The 15,896-nt window shown below is 64.9% G+C and carries 14 protein-coding genes and 2 pseudogenes; 10 read left to right on the plus strand and 6 right to left on the minus strand.

Annotated elements, in window-relative coordinates:
* Positions 1-55: 55 nt before the first annotated feature.
* A pseudogene (locus HDG34_RS07180) lies at positions 56-1,176 on the plus strand (putative bifunctional diguanylate cyclase/phosphodiesterase); the annotation flags it as partial.
* Complete coding sequence (locus HDG34_RS38940) at positions 1,177-1,305, plus strand: hypothetical protein (protein WP_260321101.1); 129 nt, start codon at positions 1,177-1,179, stop codon at positions 1,303-1,305. It begins immediately after the preceding pseudogene.
* Positions 1,306-1,383: 78 nt separating this feature from the next.
* Here the strand turns inward: HDG34_RS38940 and HDG34_RS07185 are convergent, their stop codons facing one another.
* Complete coding sequence (locus HDG34_RS07185; protein WP_184058746.1) at positions 1,384-3,417, minus strand: glycoside hydrolase family 28 protein; 2,034 nt, start codon at positions 3,415-3,417, stop codon at positions 1,384-1,386.
* 415 nt (positions 3,418-3,832) lie between these two features.
* Here HDG34_RS07185 and HDG34_RS07190 point away from each other — a divergent pair, with 415 nt between their 5' ends.
* Entirely contained in the window at positions 3,833-5,554 is a 1,722-nt protein-coding gene (locus tag HDG34_RS07190) for a ShlB/FhaC/HecB family hemolysin secretion/activation protein (RefSeq protein ID WP_184059220.1), read from the plus strand.
* Between the two features lie 61 nt (positions 5,555-5,615).
* Here the strand turns inward: HDG34_RS07190 and HDG34_RS07195 are convergent, their stop codons facing one another.
* Both HDG34_RS07195 and HDG34_RS07200 read right to left on the minus strand, forming a co-directional pair.
* Positions 5,616-6,293: a phosphoribosyltransferase gene (locus HDG34_RS07195; protein WP_184059222.1), complete on the minus strand. Its 678-nt coding sequence runs from the start codon at positions 6,291-6,293 to the stop codon at positions 5,616-5,618.
* A gap of 231 nt (positions 6,294-6,524) precedes the next feature.
* Entirely contained in the window at positions 6,525-7,475 is a 951-nt protein-coding gene (locus HDG34_RS07200) for an acetyltransferase (RefSeq protein ID WP_184058748.1), read from the minus strand.
* A 174-nt stretch (positions 7,476-7,649) separates the two neighbouring features.
* Between HDG34_RS07200 and HDG34_RS07205 the strand changes: the two genes are divergently transcribed.
* Positions 7,650-7,958, plus strand: coding sequence for a hypothetical protein (locus HDG34_RS07205; RefSeq protein ID WP_184058750.1), 309 nt, complete (start codon positions 7,650-7,652; stop codon positions 7,956-7,958).
* Positions 7,955-9,616 (plus strand): bifunctional aminoglycoside phosphotransferase/ATP-binding protein, encoded by a 1,662-nt coding sequence (locus tag HDG34_RS07210; protein WP_184058752.1) that lies wholly within the window; start codon positions 7,955-7,957, stop codon positions 9,614-9,616. The genes HDG34_RS07205 and HDG34_RS07210 overlap by 4 nt, the downstream gene beginning before the upstream one ends.
* A 111-nt stretch (positions 9,617-9,727) precedes the next feature.
* On the opposite strand, the gene HDG34_RS07215 is transcribed toward HDG34_RS07210, so the two are convergent.
* The 3 genes from HDG34_RS07215 to HDG34_RS07225 all read right to left on the minus strand — a co-directional run bounded on the left by HDG34_RS07215 (position 9,728) and on the right by HDG34_RS07225 (position 11,969).
* Positions 9,728-9,970 carry a hypothetical protein gene (locus tag HDG34_RS07215; protein WP_184058754.1) on the minus strand — a complete coding sequence of 81 codons (243 nt, stop codon included), beginning with the start codon at positions 9,968-9,970 and terminating at the stop codon, positions 9,728-9,730.
* A 248-nt stretch (positions 9,971-10,218) separates the two neighbouring features.
* Entirely contained in the window at positions 10,219-11,100 is an 882-nt protein-coding gene (locus HDG34_RS07220; RefSeq protein WP_184058756.1) for a F0F1 ATP synthase subunit gamma, read from the minus strand.
* Positions 11,101-11,441: 341 nt separating this feature from the next.
* Complete coding sequence (locus HDG34_RS07225) at positions 11,442-11,969, minus strand: flavodoxin (protein WP_184058758.1); 528 nt, start codon at positions 11,967-11,969, stop codon at positions 11,442-11,444.
* A gap of 368 nt (positions 11,970-12,337) precedes the next feature.
* On the opposite strand from HDG34_RS07225, the pseudogene HDG34_RS07230 reads away from it, so the two are divergent.
* From HDG34_RS07230 to HDG34_RS07245, 5 genes and pseudogenes are all read left to right on the plus strand, one after another.
* Positions 12,338-12,592, plus strand: a pseudogene (locus HDG34_RS07230) (universal stress protein); the annotation flags it as partial.
* The gene (locus tag HDG34_RS07235) at positions 12,589-13,416 is read left to right on the plus strand and encodes a universal stress protein (protein WP_184058760.1); all 828 of its coding nucleotides are present in this window, start codon (positions 12,589-12,591) and stop codon (positions 13,414-13,416) included. The pseudogene HDG34_RS07230 and the gene HDG34_RS07235, both read left to right, overlap by 4 nt.
* A 247-nt stretch (positions 13,417-13,663) precedes the next feature.
* A complete protein-coding gene (locus HDG34_RS38945; protein ID WP_260321066.1) occupies positions 13,664-13,792 on the plus strand; it encodes a hypothetical protein in 129 nt (42 codons plus the stop codon).
* Between the two features lie 65 nt (positions 13,793-13,857).
* Positions 13,858-14,505: a response regulator transcription factor gene (locus HDG34_RS07240; protein ID WP_090811511.1), complete on the plus strand. Its 648-nt coding sequence runs from the start codon at positions 13,858-13,860 to the stop codon at positions 14,503-14,505.
* A 142-nt stretch (positions 14,506-14,647) separates the two neighbouring features.
* The gene (locus tag HDG34_RS07245) at positions 14,648-15,679 is read left to right on the plus strand and encodes an Acg family FMN-binding oxidoreductase (protein ID WP_184058778.1); all 1,032 of its coding nucleotides are present in this window, start codon (positions 14,648-14,650) and stop codon (positions 15,677-15,679) included.
* Positions 15,680-15,896 lie beyond the last annotated feature (217 nt).

A 15,896-nucleotide genomic window follows, 5' to 3' on the forward strand; every position in this document is an offset into this window, starting at 1 on the left:
CGATCTACTGGTCAGGCAGGCACGTCGCGATGGGCTGACGGATTTGCCGAACCGCGTGACGCTGCGTGAGCTGATTGACACGGCGATTCTCGATGGTCACGAATTCGCGCTGCTGTTCATCGACCTCGATCATTTCAAGGACATCAACGACAGCCTGGGCCATGGCGCAGGCGATCGCCTGTTGCAAGAAGTTGCGCGGCGGTTGTCGACATCGGTCGGAACGGATGGCGTGGTGAAGCGATATGGCGGCGACGAGTTCGTGACGATGTTGAAGGGTTCAACCGACGATGACGAACTCTCCGCGCTGTTGACGCGCGTGCGCAAGCGCTGGACAAGCCAGTGCAAATCGACGACATGCAACTGCGGGTCCGGATGAGCATCGGGGTCAGCTGCTATCCGCAAGACGGCACTGAGTGCGAAACTTTGCTGAAACATGCAGACCTTGCGATGTATCGCGTCAAGGCAGGCGGGCGTAACGGCGTCGAGCGATTTGCCCCTTCGCTCGCGCATGCGGCGACTCAGCGTATCGCGCTATCGCACAAGCTACGCAACGCCGTCGAGCAGAACGGCTTTGAACTGGCGTACCAGCCGCAAGTGGACATACGCAGCTACCGGCTGACTGGAGTCGAGGCGCTCATCCGATGGCACGACGCGGACTTCGGCACGGTCAGCCCAACGACGTTTATACCCCTGGCCGAAGACATCGGTTTGATTGCGTCAATCGGAGAATGGGTACTGCAAACTGCCTGTGCACAGGCAAAGCGCTGGGAGGAAGTGCTGCCGGGGCTGCGCATGTCGGTCAACGTGTCGCCCAGCCAGCTTACTTCGAGTGATTTCGGCGCCGTCGTGCGTCGCGCTCTTGCGGCGTCACAATTGGCCACGGACCGGCTCGAACTGGAGATTACCGAAGGAGGCCTGGTTGCACCGGGCGCCCTGCCCACCCTGCGCGCCCTGCACGACATTGGCGTGTCCATAGCGATCGACAACTTCGGCGCCGGTTACTCGAGCCTGGCTTACCTGCGCAGCTTTCACGCGGACCGTCTGAAGATCGACATGCCGTTCATCCGCGGCATTGGCAGCAGTCTCGTGGATGAGACGATTATCGGTGCGATCATCGCACTCGCCCGCAATCTGCGTTTCTAAGTCGTCGCGGAAGGCGTCGAACGAGCGGAACAATTGGCTTTTCTTGCCGAGGCCGGCTGCGAGATCGTTCAGGGATACTACTTCGCCGCGCCACAGCCAGCGGCGACTATTCCGGCCTACGCGGCGAGCCTGATGAGCGAGTTGCAAAGTGGCTCGTCTTGAGAGCCCCCGGCGCGACGACTTCACTTTAGCTGTGCGACGCCAAAGAGCGGCGCCTCGCCGCTCTTTGGTGCGTCGTATTTAACGCGGATCCGACAGCGTCTGATTGAGCGTCTGCCCAGCGATGATCACGTTCTGCAACGTAATGTCGTGCACGTTGTAGAGGTAGATCGGACCCGGCGTGCTGGCGCTCGCGGGGCCTGCGGCCACAGGCGTGCCGAAGTCGCAGTTGGAAATCGTCACTCCCGTGATTGCCGGTACGCTCGGCGCAGGCGCTGGACCGTTGTAGTCGAACGCAACTGGACCTTGTGCAACGATGGCCTGGAAACAGGAGCCGGTTGTACTGCCCAATGTCACGTTCGAAGCATTGACGTTCGCGATGTTGACGTTGTCAATGAGTGCGGGGCGTGTGCGAATCGCATCGGCGGCAGGCTGGTAATCGCAATCGAACGTGATCAGGCCGCCTTGAGACGCGGACGGGTTGGCGGCTGTTGCGGTGGCCACACCGATGGGCACGGTGCCGTTGATCGGACTGCCCGTCAGCATCTTGCTGCCGTAGCCTCCACCTGTCAGGCTCACGCCGTGCGGGAGCGTGACGCCGTTCACGTAGAAGTTCTTGACGTAGCCTCCACGGTTCATGTTCGTCTTGATACGGATCGCAATGTTCAGCGAATTCGTTGCCCAGAACTGATTGAGCATGGTCAGATTGCGCGCGTAGATGTTCTGCACGCCGCCACCCATCTCGCTGCCGAGCGTAATGCCGCCGTGACCGCTATTCATCATGCAGTTCTGGATCACATGGTTCTGCGCGGGTCCGTACTCCGTGTCGAGATCCTTGCCTGACTTGATCGCGATGCAGTCGTCGCCGGTGTTGAACGTTACGCTGTCGCACAGCACCGTGTTGCAGGCGTCGGGGTCGAAGCCGTCGTTGTTCGGTCCGATACTGTCGGCTGTCACGCCACGGATCACGACGTTCGTGCAGTCCGTCGGATGATGCTGCCAGAACGGCGTGTTGTTGGTTCGGTAGTTTTCCATCAGCACGTTCGTGCAACCGATGAACTCAACCATACACGGCCGCAGATAGTGGCCGAGACCAAAGACTCGCTGCGCGACCGGCACGCCCGCTTCGGAGAGCGCCGGCAGGTAGTTCTGGTCTTGCTGCCACGGCGTAGCCGGATTGGTCAATAGCGTGTAGAGCGAGGCCGAAATGGTGGGGGCGACCACCATCAGATCGACGTTGTTCGGGTTCGTATAGGCCTGGGACGGCGTGGTCGACCCCGCGCAGCCGTATGTGCCGCTGGAACCCTTGTAGGTCCACCAGCAAGTGCTGGTGTTTCCGCTTCCGGCGAACGGCGTCATCGCCTGACCGTTCAGCACCGAGGTCGGGCCTTCGCCAGTCACCGCGATGTTGTTCGCATTTCGCGCGTACACGGGCGAGCCGAAGTTCAGGCAGTCGTTCGCCTGCCAGCGGCTGTAGTAAAGATTGCCGTTGGCGCCGCAGTTGACCGGACCGTCCTTCGCATAGTCGGCGGGATTCGGGCTGAAATAGATCGTGCAGTTCGCACTCAGATGGAAGTTGACGTTGCTCTGCAGCACGATGGGACCCGCGCAATACCACGTGCCCGCCGGCACCACGACCCGGCCGCCACCGGCTGCACTGCAGGCCGCGATTGCCGCGAGGAAAGCGGGACGTGAATCGAACGATCCCGGTGCGTTGGTCGCGCCGGCCCCCGTACTCAGGGGCGATGAACTGCCGGTGTAGGGGTTGGCCTGGGCAATGACCGCGCACGGTTGCGCACCGTACTGCTCGACCTGGAAATCGACGGCCGGGAACGCGCTCTGCGTGATCTTCTGCAGCGCATTAATGATGTTCGTCGCTGAGCCGTTGGGACCCCAGATCGGGTCGGCCGCAGCCGTTGACGGCGTGCTTCCCGTCGCTGGCGTGGAACTACTGCTTCCGCCTGCCGCGGAAGCGGAAACTCCGCCGCCGCAAGCCTGCAGGAGTGCGCTGCCGGCGAGCGCGCCTCCGAGGCCAATGAAGCCACGGCGCGAAATGCGCAAGGTGTCGCCCGTTGCGGGCGCATTTTTATCAAGATCGCACGACAGCTTGGACATGGAGTCCCCTCCGGACAAATAGTTGTAGGCGCACGAGAGAATCGTCATCGCGCATGTTGTATGACAAGTCTAGAAGAGTAAAGACAAGACGCGGGTCAGTACATATCGTGGAAACCCTTACTAAATGTTTCCTCGATAGCATTTCGCGAGTGTGAAGAGGGTTCGGATCGCTTTTGGAAACTGGCGCAGGCGCTTCGACTAGAATAATTTCGACGTGCGGCTCCGGATTCGATGCACCACACCCGTTAATAGGTATCGCCATGAACGACGGAAGGCTCGTATTGCATGCGCGACATCGGGTTGAGGGCGGCGGCCTGCTGGTCGCCGCAGCCTGCGGCCAGCCTGCCAATAGGCACAGCGCTTTGCATATAAGCGATCGATGAAATCGCGATCCGCCGCCTGCACTGCTGTCCTGATGATCGCAACGTGCATTGCGGGCATCATGCAGACCTCACCAGTAGCGGCACAGGCATGGCGCGACCTCGCGCCGCAACCCGCACCGCAGGCGCCGCGAAGCGCGTCGTCACCCTCCTCCCCGGAAGCGCAGGCCGAGTCTGCACGGATCGCTGTCGAGCGGCTTGCCGGGCTCGTCTTCGAACCGGCCGGCGCGTCCGCGGCGGCATCGCCGAGGCAGCAAGGTCGTATCGTCGCGCAAGGATTGCCCGTACTCGACGCCGCCTTCCTGCAGAGCTTCGCCACGGACCTCGACAAGCCGCTGACCTTCGGCCGCCTCGCCGAGATACGCCGCGCCGTGGTCGCGCGTTATCGGGCGGCGGGAAAGCCGCTCGTCGACGTCTACGTGCCGGAACAGGACGTGAGCTCGGGTGTCGTGCGTATCGCCATTGCCGAATTCAAACTGGGTCGGGTTCACGCCAGCGGCAACACCTACTTCTCGAGCAGGCTTCTCGAACGTGAAATGCCGCTCGAGCCCGGCGGACCGATCCTGCAATCGGCGGTCTCGAAGGGACTTGCGGTGCTCAACGCGAATCCTTACCGACGGGTCGATGCTGTTTTTGCGCCCGGTGAGGCCGCCGACACGACCGACGTCGTGTTGCAAACCGAAGACCGGCTGCCGCTTCGCGTAAGCGCGGGTTATGACAATGAAGGCGTGCCGGAGCTCGGCCGTGATCGGTTCTTTGCAGGCATAGGCTACGGCAACCTGCTTGGTCTCGATCAGCAGATCGCCTATCAATTCACGGCCAGCAACGATTTTTTCAGCGGCAATCCGAATATCGAAGGCCGCCCGAACCGCGCCCGCTTCACCGCGCACGCGCTGAACTATACGGCGCCGCTGCCTTGGCTCGACAGTATCGAGTTGTTCGGCGTCTACGCGCAGAGCACGCCACGGCTGCCCGACACGTATGGGCAAACGGGCATTTCTGCGCAGCTCAGCTTTCGCTACGACTTGCGTCTGCCGACCATCACGGACACGACACAGTTGATCCAGATCGGATACGACTTCAAGCGCAGCAACAACGATCTGGAATTTGGCGGCTCCCAGGTTTTCAACTCGAATACGCACATACATCAGTTCGTGTTGTCTTACGACATCAGCAAACCGACCGAGGCTGGCACGGCGCACGCCGCGGCGACACTCGTCGCCAGTCCGGGCGGACTGGATGGCAACAATCAGGATTCGGCATTTAACGCCGCGCGGCAGGGCGCGACGGCCCGCTACGTCTATATGCAGTTGACAGCGTCTCGTGCCACCGCGCTTGGGGCTGGCTTCACGCTGATCACGAACGGAACGTTCCAGTGGACGCCGAACACGTTATTACCGAGCGAGGAGATGGGGCTCGGCGGGGAGTCCAGTGTGCGAGGCTACGACCCATACGTCACGCTCGGCGATCGCGGCTGGAACATTCAGACCGAGGTGCGCACGCCTGCGATCTCGCTCGGCGCGAGCAACGCAGTCGTGCAACCCTTTGTGTTTTTCGATGCGGGCCGCGTATGGAGCACGATCGACCAGCCAGCCGAAACTAACCCCGGTCTGCTCGCGGGCATCGGCGCGGGCGTGCGCGTCCAATGGTCGAGATTCGTGGATTTGCGCTGCACCTATGGCGCGCCGTTACGCTCGGCGATACCAAATGGTTCGAAGGCGCCGATCGTGCTCTTGTACGTGTCGGTCGGAACGTGAGCCGTCGATAGATGCCCCATGTTCGACACGGCCCGCCGCCGTGTCTGCCTTCGTTGCGCCGTCATCCGGCCGAGTCCGAGCCCTGCTCGGGCTCCCAATCGCGCGCGGCGGCGAGACAGGCGCGGACTTCTTCATCGGTCGTCTGGTCGAAATTCACATAGAACCCGCCGATCCCCATCAACCAATCCGGCTGCAGCACGCTCACGAACGCGTGCGCGATTCCTTCGAATGCCGTGCACGCATCGGATTGCGACACCGGGATCGCCACCACGATCCGAGCGGGATGTCTGCTGCGGAGTGCGTCGAGCGCCGCATGCATCGATGCCCCCGTCGCGATGCCGTCGTCGACCACGATCACCGTCTTGCCCTGTACTGGCACCGGCGGGCATTCCCCACGGTACGCCAGTTCCCTGCGCGCGAGTTCGGCTGTTTCGCGCGCGATCACGTCGGCCAATTCGGCGTCACTGATTTGCAGTTCGCGAAGCACCGACCTTTCCAGATGAAGGGCGCCCCCCGTCGCGATGGCGCCCATCGCCAGTTCCTCGTCTTGCGGCGCCCCAAGCTTTCTGACGACGAGAACGTCGAGCTTCGCATGCAATGCCCGTGCAACTTCGAACGCGACAGGAACGCCGCCGCGCGGCAGAGCCAGCACCACCAGATCGCCGCGACCCTGATAGTCGCGCAGTGCGTGGGCCAGTTGTCTGCCAGCGTCGGCGCGGTCGCGAAACAGGTTGCCCATCGCTTTTCCTCCCGCAACGTTGGTGCGCGTTGCCAGACCCACTATGCCATCAATCGGCCGCATCAAGCGTCCTCCTGAACGGAGAAGTTTTCACGGGTCTCGCCGGCGATGCCGGTACAGGGGCATGCTTCCATGGCCGCTACCTCGCGCTCGATGCGTCACCTGGCGAATTCGCACTGCCGACTGCGATGCGGCGGTGAATTACCGGTCACCCGCTCCTCGAACGTCGCGTCAAAACGCAACGCTGAACGCTGTCACGAATTCGTCGAGCCGCGCGCGATCGAGCCCGTCGATACCGGCGGCAGCGACCCTGCCGTTTCCTCCGAACTTCCTGCAAAGGACGTCGGCGCCTCGCGGACAATCGAGCGGAGCCCGTACGCTCGCCGTGTATCGGCCATCGGCGCCGGCCGTCAGCACCGCGTGCGCTCGCGCCGGGTCGCGTCGCGCGACGAGATTGGCGAAATCGCCTCGCACGCGCCGCGCCCACGCCGCGTCGGGAAGAATGTGCAGCGTTCCATTGGCGAGCCGCCGCGTTACCGCGAGTCCCAAGGCCAGTTCGAGGTCTTCCGTTCGTCGCGCCTGCAGTTCGGGCAGCACGCCGGTCGACGCAATGAACTCGAGGGGGTCCGAATAGGGTTGAATGGCGCGATACATCTCGACAGGATCGACGGCAAGATCGACGACGCTGTCCCCGTAGGCGTTGTAGTTGATCGCTTCGCCGAGTTCGCGCAGTTTGCGCTCATCGGACGAGTTCACCGCGCACGCACTGGCGGCCCGATGCGCGGCCCTATGCAGGTTGTCGCCATAGGCCGCGACCACCGCCCATCGCATGTACCGGCCTTGAAGATGGCGGTCCACGATCAGCGCAGTGCACCTATCCGGTGACGTATCGATATGCGTCGTCAGCAGCGCGTGTGCGGGGATGGGACCGGGGAAATGATGATCGAAATAGTCGATCTTTACACCAAGATCCAGCAACGCGATGAGTGGCTCGCGGTTCGAGTCGAGCGAAATATCCAGCACGGTCACGCTGTCGCCCGGCTGCGCGTTCGCGCGTTGCAGAAGCGTTATCTCGCGCTTGGCTCCCGTGATCAGGATGGTGTCGGCAGGCTCGGCGAGCCGCAACTGATGCAGCGCGCAGATGCCGTCGGCATCGCCATTGAAAATATCGAATCGCTTCATCCGCTGCTCCACCGGCGCGTTGCTGCCACGATCGCACGCGGCTTGACTGCGGTCAATCGGTGACCCACGCTCCATTTCGTATGGAAGCGTGCAGGCAGTTGCCGAGCGACTGGCGATGCCCGGCTACCGCCTCGTTGATACAGATCAAGCCGGTTACCATACCCGATGGCTTAAATGAGTAGACGATTCCGGCTCGCGCGCAAGGCGGGCGCCGGCCGTCCCACCACGCGGAGGTCAACCGTGCCGAATGAGACGCTCGTGCTTCACCATGACGCCCGGCAATGGCTGCTCGATGGCATCAATGCGCTCGCCGAGGCCGTCAAGGTCATGCCTGGTTTCGGCGGCCGCAGCGTGATCGTCGAACGCGCGCCCGGCGTGCCGCTCTTCGCGAATTCCGGTCTGGTTGTCGCGGGCCCGGTCGACTTGAGCGGTCGCCACGAAGAAATGGGCGCGCAGCTGCCCGCGAGGTGGAGTCCGGCATGAGTTCGCCACGGAGCCGCAAGCTTTCTTCACCACGCGCCAATGCAGGCATGCGCGGCATCCAGCATCTCGCCAACCGGGTCCGCGCCGCGCGCCGCAGCGTGCGCGGACTCGACGCGACGCTGCGCAGGCCGGGCACGTACCGTCATCCGGCGGGCAGGATCGTCCGGGTCGAAACGCACATATCCGTCGTGTATCTCGCCGGGCGCTTCGCGTACAAGATCATCAAACCCGTCGCCCCGGGTTTCGCGGACTTTACCGCCACCGCGACCCGCAAGCGCTGCTGCGAAGCCCAGCTCCGTCTGAACCGGCCACTCGCGCAAGGTATTTACGCCGGCGTGCTGCCGATTGCGCGCCACGCCGGCGTGCTGACACTCGGGGACGTCGGCGTGACAGTCGATCACGCGGTCAAGATGCGCCGCTTCGACGAGGCGATGCTCTTTTCGAGTCTCGCGGCGAAGGGAGCACTGACGCCGCGCGACATCGACGGCGCGGCGAAGCGGCTCGCCGACTATCACCTGAGGGCGCCCCGCAACGCGCCGTCGTCGCGCTACGGGAGCGCCACGCTGGTGCGAACGCAGATCGAAACGATCAACGCGGCGCTGCTGGCCAATTGCAGCCATCCCGCGCTGCCCGGCATTGCCGCGTGGTGCGCGCGACAGCTCGACCAACTCGCGCCGCTGATCGGGCGGCGCCGCGCCGAGGGTTTCGTGCGGGGCTGCCATGGCGATCTGCATCTGGACAACGTGGTTCGCTGGCGCGGCGCAATCGCGATGTTCGACTGTATCGACTTCGACGATGCGCTACGCTGGATCGACGTCGCAGCGGACGTCGCGTTTCTCGTGATGGACCTGTGCGCGCGAGCGGAGCCCCGTCTGGCCAATCGACTGTTGAACCGTTGGCTGGAAACGTCGGGCGATTATGCGGCGCTGTCGCTGATGCCTTTGTACGTCGCCTATCGCGCGCTGGTGCGGGCGTGGGTCGCGTGCCTGAAAGCGGGATACGTAGCGGGCCGCAGCGTCGTCATCCCGGATCCGGCCCTGCGCTACCTCGAGGTGGCACGCGCGCAAACGCAGAAGCCGGGACCCGTTTTGCTGCTGTGTCATGGCTACTCCGGTTCGGGAAAATCGGTCGCGAGCCGGGCCCTTGCGGACCTGTGCGGCGCGGTGCGAGTGTCGAGCGATGCCGAACGCAAGCGTCCGCGGCCGGCGACCGACGCGCAAACCTCGCTTGGCGCCGAACGCTACACGCCAGCCGCACGTCACGCGATCTACGACCACCTTCTTCGACTCGCGCACCGCGTGCTGCAAAGCGGCCACAGCGCGATCGTCGACGCGACCTTTCTCGAGTTCCGTCACCGCGACACGTTTTTCGCGCTCGCCCAACGGCTTGGTGTACCGGCTCGCATTCTCGACTTTCGTGCCGAACCAACGGTGCTCGCGCAACGCATCGAAGCGCGCCGGCATGGTCCGCGCGATCTATCCGACGCCGACACCACGACGCTCGCGCGTCAACTCGCGAGCGCCGACGCACTGACGCCGGCGGAACAGGCGTCGACCTTGTCATTCGACACCGCGGTACCGATGGCGGCGTTCGACTCCCCCGCGTTCTGGCGACCCGTGCTTGCACTGATGCAGTCAGCGCCGTTTGCGACCCGCTGATCGTGTTCCGACGCGAAGCGGGGTCATTGATCTGCGCGCGTGACCGAGGTCGCGTCCGCGTCGATCACGGCTGGCCGATGCTTCACCAGATCCGTTGATACCGGTGGGCGCTTAGAAGTAGCGCGCGCTCATTGCCGGTGCCTGTTCAACGGGCGGAAACACGTCCCACGAACCCTTGCCGTGCCGGAAAAATACGATCGTCAGCGGTCTCGAAGAAATCGCGCCCTCGAGCCAGACATACCGCGCCCGGGTGATCGCCAGGCGGCCCGTGCGCACCACGTGCGCCGGTGTCGTGCCGGTCGGCGCAAGCCATTTCTCGACCAGTGCGCGCAGCGGGATGATGGTGTCGTTCATTGCCGCCTCCCTGAACTCGCCGACCTTGGCGCCGGACATCGCGGCGTGTCGTCGAATCTATTATCGGCAACGGCTGGCGTTATCTAAATCAGCGACGGCGGAAATGGGGTTAGTCCGTCGTCGCCGGTCGTAGGAATCGGCTGACCCCAGTTGAACGATCGGACGACACGGTCCGTGCTCCACCGCCGAGGCTCAAACGCACGTCACCGAACCGGGCAGCGACACGCAGAGCCAGCACGCGGCGCGCTTCACGACTGCCCCCGTGCCGACGTAGCCGGCGGCACGCAGGCGCCCGTCGCGGCCAGTTCGGCGATTTCGGCGGTGATCTCGTCCTGCCGGACGATCCGATAGTCGCGCGTGAGTTCCTGCAGCCGGTCCTTCACATGACGGCTCGCCGCCAGCATCGCCCCGACGCGCGCCGCGCTTTCCGCCGCGAATGACTGCATCAGGCCTTCGCACAGTTCGAGGTGCACGTAGCGCTCGGTGAGGCCCCTCAGCAAGCCGTCGAGCGGCAGGTTCAAAAGCGGCGCCTGCCCGCGCGACGCCACCCTGAAGCGCGTGAAATCGAACGGCACCAGCCGCCGCGTCACGATGCGCCCGTCGAGTCCGGGGCCGGGCGTCGCGTGCACGAGCCACACCTGCGACGACGCCTGATCGCGAAAGCGCGCGAACACCGCGTCCGCGAGCTGACTGGCCACGCGCATCACGTCCTCCGCGTGCGAGGCCATTCCCACGGACCAGCCGTAATGCAATGCGCGTTCCTGGGCGAGCATCACGCCGCGCGTGCCGACGATGAAAATCTCGCCCGGCTCGTCCGCCTTCAATCGTTCGACGCGCGCCAGCAGATGCTCGTTGAAGCCGCCGACGAAACCCTGCTCGGTGCATAGCACGATCAGAATGCGCGCGGTGCCTTCCGGTGGCGCGTATTGCGCCGCATGTGCCGACGATGCGGCAGCCAGCACCATCCCGATCGCCTCGCCGACGGTCGCCGCCGTCGAGCGGATGCCCGCGAGCCGCGCCTGCGCCTCGCGCTCGCGCGCGGCGGCGATGCCGCGCATCGCGCCAATCACCGTTTCGAGTTGCCTCGCCGAAGCGGTGCGGCTTTCGATCTCACTGAGCTTGCTGCTCATCGGGACTCCCTGCTGCTTGCGCCGCGCGCGCACGTTCGTGCATCGCGCGCTCGACGAGCGGCTCCGCAACTCCCTCACGATAGCGGCCCGCCCAGCATGCAAGCTGATCCATCGCCTGCGCGCGCGACCGCTATGACGAAGCGGCACGGCGCTACGACGCGGCGCGTCACCGTTTTCCTTTCGACCTCGCGAATGTCATTCGTCCGGAGCTCGACAAGCCGGCTTTCACGGTACCGGACGCAACGCCGGTGCACCGTCATCCACGCACCGACTTCGGCGCGTTGCGCGGTTCGCTGCGGGTTTAGTTGCATCCTTCCCGACCGCGCGTGCGACCGCCCGCGCTACACCAGCCACTCCGTCTCCCGCCGCGCCGCCATTCTTTGCCTGATCTTCTGCGCGAACGCGTCGCGTTTGTCGGCGTCCCTGCGGCGGTACAGATCGCTGCCGCTGATCACGCAGGCCGCAAGCGGCGTCTTGCCCGCCGCCTCCGACATCTGCTTCAGCGCCGATCCGCTGCCGCGCGCGCCCTCGCAGCAGAACAGCGCCAGGTGACGGATCTGTCCTCCGTTCGATTCCAGCCACGCCCGAACCGGCGCGCACGCGCCGCCTGCCCAGACAGGCGCGCCGACGACGACCAGGTCGTACGCGGCGACGTCGAGCACCGCCGGCATCACGGCGGCGCGCCGATGGCACAGCGCATCGATCACCGATCTGACGTAGCCGCGTGCGCCATCACGCGATCGTGGCCCGGCGCGTTCGCGGATCGGTTCGATGTCGGCGTCGAGTTCGGACGCGAGCAGTTCGGCAACACGTCGCGTGGTGCCGGTTCGCGAGTAGTAAACGATCAGAATCCTGCAACGCTCGGTCATGTTCCTTCTCCGGCAGCAGACACTGGGCGCTCCGTCCGCCAATTGGGCGTCACTCGTTGCGTGCGCGAAGCGCGCACGCCGAGCCGGGGTATGGACTCAGCCCGGATTAACCGGAACATTCCCTGGCCGTGATCGTTGCCCTCCACAGACGGCACGCAACTGCAGGCACCGCTACGGCGCGACGTCCGCTGCTATCACTGTATTTGCGCGCAGCCGGCAGAGCTTGACCTACATCAACTGGCGTGCGGCATCGGCGCGCTTGATCCGCGTCAATAGTCGCGCCGGGCCGGCCCATAGACTCCATTTGACAACGGGCTTACGCCGGTGTCCCCACGTTCTGTCACGGCGCTTTGGCGATGAGCTACAAGCCACGCACGGTGGAAGCCTCGACACCTGGCGAAGACGTCGCGAAGCGCATCGTCGCGGCGGCGCTCGAATGGCACGCCGACGCGATTGTGATGGGCGCGCACGGCCGCCGTCGTGTTCAACGACTGATGCTCGGCAGCGTCGCCGAGCGCGTGCTGCGCAGTGCCCGCTGCCCGGTTCTGACGATCCCGGCCCATGCAGGCGTCGAACCAGCCGACCATTCCGTCCCGCCCTCAGCCGAAAAGGAACTGACATGAGCTATAAGACCCTGCTCGTTCACATCGACGACAGCCGCCGCTGCGACACTCGCGTCGCGCTCGCGCTCGATCTTGCGCAGCGTTGGGATGCACACCTGATCGGTCTGTATGTCGTGTGCGAGGGCCTCGCGAAACCGCTGTTCGGCACCGACGACGGTTTCGTTGCCCAACGCGCCGCACTGACGACCGATCGCCGCGAGACGGCGCGGCATGCATTTCTCGCCGCGGCCGAGCGCGCCGGCCGCGCAGCGCAATGGCGCGCGCCGGAGGGCTCCCCTGTCGCCGTGACGACGCTTCACGCGCGGCACGCCGACCTGCTGGTGCTCGGCCAGCCCGACCCGCGAGATCCCGCCAGCTACGTCGACCGGCATTTCGTCGGCGAGGTCGTGCTCGGCGCGGGGCGTCCCGCGCTCGTGATCCCGCGCGCGGGCGCCGTGCCGACGCTCGGCGAGAACGTGCTGATCGCGTGGGACGGCAACCGCGAAGCCTCGCGAGCGATCGCCGACGCGATGCCGCTGCTCGAACGGGCGCGCTTCGTTGGCGTCGCCGTCGTCGAGCCCACGCACGACCATGAAGCGGGACCCAGCGCGATCGACGTCGCGGCATGGCTCGAAGCGCACGGCGTGCGCGCGTCGTTCTCGACGACGCCGCGCCTCGGCATCGCCGGCACGGGCGCGACGCTGCTGAACCGGGTGTCGGATCTACATGCCGATCTGCTCGTGATGGGCGCGTATGGCCATTCGCATGCGCGTGAGCGCGTGTGGGGCGGCGTTACGCGGACGATGCTCGAATCGATGACGGTGCCCGTGCTAATGGCGCATTGACAGGACGCCGTGCCGAACGAACGCTGCTGCGCGGCGTGGGGCGGTACACGCCGCGCGCCTGCGCGCCGCGCATCAACTCCCGCGCCGCCTCGGTCCGCTCAATGCGAACCATTCACGGCGAAACGCGACACCGTCCTTCCGCCTCGTTCAGGACGCGCTGAATAAGGTCGCCGCCATGCGAAGGCGAAACACGGCCGAAGTGACATCTCACACAAACGGCCCGACCGCCCGCCACGGATAGCGGATAATGGATCGTGAACGAGACGCCGATCGCGAGACGGTTGGAGCCAGCGGTCATGAAATGCCGTTCGGATTGATCGGCGTGCGCGAACACGCGCCGATGCCCGGCGACTCCATGCGGATCGATATTGCGTAAAGCGCCGATTTCGCGATTGCGGTCAGGTTTCCCTGGCAATGGATGCAACCGGGAGAGATCACCCCATGATCAAGGTGTTGCTGGCCGACGACCACACGCTCGTGCGCGACGGACTGCGCCATATCCTGCAGCAGGCGAGCGGCTTCGAAGTGGCCGGCGAAGCTTGCGACAGCGCGACGACGATCGCGCTGATTCGCGCGACGCAGGCCCACGTGCTCGTGCTCGACCTGTCGATGCCGGGGCGCAATGGCATTGAACTGATCAAGCAGATCAAGGAGGAAAAACCCGGCCTGCGGATTCTGGTGCTGACGATGCACGCCGAGCAGCAATACGCGGTGCGAGCGTTCAAGGCGGGCGCGTCCGGCTATCTGACCAAGGAAAGCGCGAGCGCGGAACTGGTCGGCGCGGTGACGAAAGTCGCGTCAGGGGGCGTTTATGTAAGCCTCGCGATGGCCGAACGCTTTGCCCAGAACCTGAACGAGCCTGCCGACGCGCTGCCGCACCAGCGGCTGTCCGATCGCGAATTCGACGTGTTCCGGCGCCTGGTCGAAGGCGAGAGCATCACCGAGATCGCCAACGAACTATGCGTCAGCGTGAAGACGATCAGCACGCACAAGACGCGCATCCTCGAAAAAATGCAGATGCCGAACGAGAACGGGCTGGTTCGCTATGCGATCCGCCATAAGCTGTTCGACGACGGAAACGACCTGTAGCGCTTCTCCGCTGCGAGACCCGCGCAAAGCGTACGCGAGACATCTGAAACGTCGACCTGCCGCAAACCTGCCACGGTACCCGGCGACACGATGACGACACGAACCGCGTGCTCGCGGGAACGATCCGAAAGGAGACTTCGAGATGAACGATGCCGCCCAACATGACGCGTGGGAAATCGGCGAACCGCACTTCCACGCCTCCACGCCACTGGAACAGCAGCTGCGCTTTGCGCTGCATTATGCGGTGCTCGCGCCGTCGAATCACAACACGCAACCGTGGCGGTTCATCGTCGACGGCGAGACCGTACAGATCTGCGCCGACCGCATGCGCGCGCTTCCCGTGGTCGATCCTTTCGATCGCGAACTTCTGATGAGTTGCGGCGCGGCGTTGCTCAATCTTCGCGTGGCGCTGTGCCGTCTCGGTCTCGCTTATGCGATCACGCTGTTTCCATCGGAAGCCGACCCCGACATCGTGGCGCTCGTGAGCGTGTCGCGCGACGGGCTCCGCGATCCCCACCTGTGCGAACTATTCGACGCGCTGACGGCGCGCGTGACGACGCGTGCGCCGTTCGCCGACGAAGCCGTTCCGGCGGCACTGCAACGCAAGCTCAGCGACGCCTGCGACGACGAGGGCGCGATTGCCTGTTGCGTGGAGCAAACGAGCGCGCGCGAGGCGCTTGCGCAACTGATCGCCGACGCCGATCATGCGCAGTTCGCGGACCCACGCTTCCGGCGCGAGCTCGCCAGCTGGATCCACCCGCGCCGGCGCGACGATGGCATGCCGGCCTACGGTACCGCTGTCGGAGCATTGCTCGACTTCGCGGCGCCGCTCGTCGGCCTGGCCGTCCGCGTATTCGATGTGGGCGCGGGACAGCCCGCCACGCATCGGCACCTCGTGCAAGGCTCGCCGCTGATGGTCGGCATCGCCACGATGCGCGACGACCGCGAGGCATGGCTCGCGGCGGGACAGGCGCTCGAGCGGATGCTGCTGGTCGCGGCATCCGTGGGACTGACCGCTTCCTACCTGAACCAGCCGATCGAAGTGGACCCGCTGCGTGAGCGGCTCCGGACGCTGCTGGGAACGGAGGCGATTCCGCAGCTTCTGCTCCGCGTCGGCCGCGGCCCGCGCGTCAGTCACGCGCCGAGGCGGCCGCTGGCCGATGTGGTGTCCTGACACGCGTGGGTCCGGGCACGCGTGGAAACGGTACCGATGGGCCCTGATGAAGGTCGCGCGACAGCCAGACCAACGCCGGCATGCGCGATCCGACCGAAGGATCGCCATGTCATGCGCTACCTCAATGCCGCCACATGCTGCATGAACTGGACCTCAGCACTTCGCGATGACCGCGCTTGAGCGAACGCGGCCAGCAACGATATCAAGCGGAAAAGCA

It is taken from the genome of Paraburkholderia sp. HC6.4b (assembly GCF_014200875.1).
Lineage (GTDB): Bacteria > Pseudomonadota > Gammaproteobacteria > Burkholderiales > Burkholderiaceae > Paraburkholderia > Paraburkholderia tuberum.

Coding starts and splice junctions, on each gene's coding strand:
- HDG34_RS07185 (WP_184058746.1), bottom strand. CDS start 3,417: ATGTCCAAGCTGTCGTGCGATCTTGATAAAAATGCGCCCGCAACGGGC.
- HDG34_RS07190 (WP_184059220.1), top strand. CDS start 3,833: ATGATCGCAACGTGCATTGCGGGCATCATGCAGACCTCACCAGTAGCG.
- HDG34_RS07195 (WP_184059222.1), bottom strand. CDS start 6,293: ATGGGCAACCTGTTTCGCGACCGCGCCGACGCTGGCAGACAACTGGCC.
- HDG34_RS07200 (WP_184058748.1), bottom strand. CDS start 7,475: ATGAAGCGATTCGATATTTTCAATGGCGATGCCGACGGCATCTGCGCG.
- HDG34_RS07205 (WP_184058750.1), top strand. CDS start 7,650: ATGAGTAGACGATTCCGGCTCGCGCGCAAGGCGGGCGCCGGCCGTCCC.
- HDG34_RS07210 (WP_184058752.1), top strand. CDS start 7,955: ATGAGTTCGCCACGGAGCCGCAAGCTTTCTTCACCACGCGCCAATGCA.
- HDG34_RS07215 (WP_184058754.1), bottom strand. CDS start 9,970: ATGAACGACACCATCATCCCGCTGCGCGCACTGGTCGAGAAATGGCTT.
- HDG34_RS07220 (WP_184058756.1), bottom strand. CDS start 11,100: ATGAGCAGCAAGCTCAGTGAGATCGAAAGCCGCACCGCTTCGGCGAGG.
- HDG34_RS07225 (WP_184058758.1), bottom strand. CDS start 11,969: ATGACCGAGCGTTGCAGGATTCTGATCGTTTACTACTCGCGAACCGGC.
- HDG34_RS07235 (WP_184058760.1), top strand. CDS start 12,589: ATGAGCTATAAGACCCTGCTCGTTCACATCGACGACAGCCGCCGCTGC.
- HDG34_RS38945 (WP_260321066.1), top strand. CDS start 13,664: ATGGATCGTGAACGAGACGCCGATCGCGAGACGGTTGGAGCCAGCGGT.
- HDG34_RS07240 (WP_090811511.1), top strand. CDS start 13,858: ATGATCAAGGTGTTGCTGGCCGACGACCACACGCTCGTGCGCGACGGA.
- HDG34_RS07245 (WP_184058778.1), top strand. CDS start 14,648: ATGAACGATGCCGCCCAACATGACGCGTGGGAAATCGGCGAACCGCAC.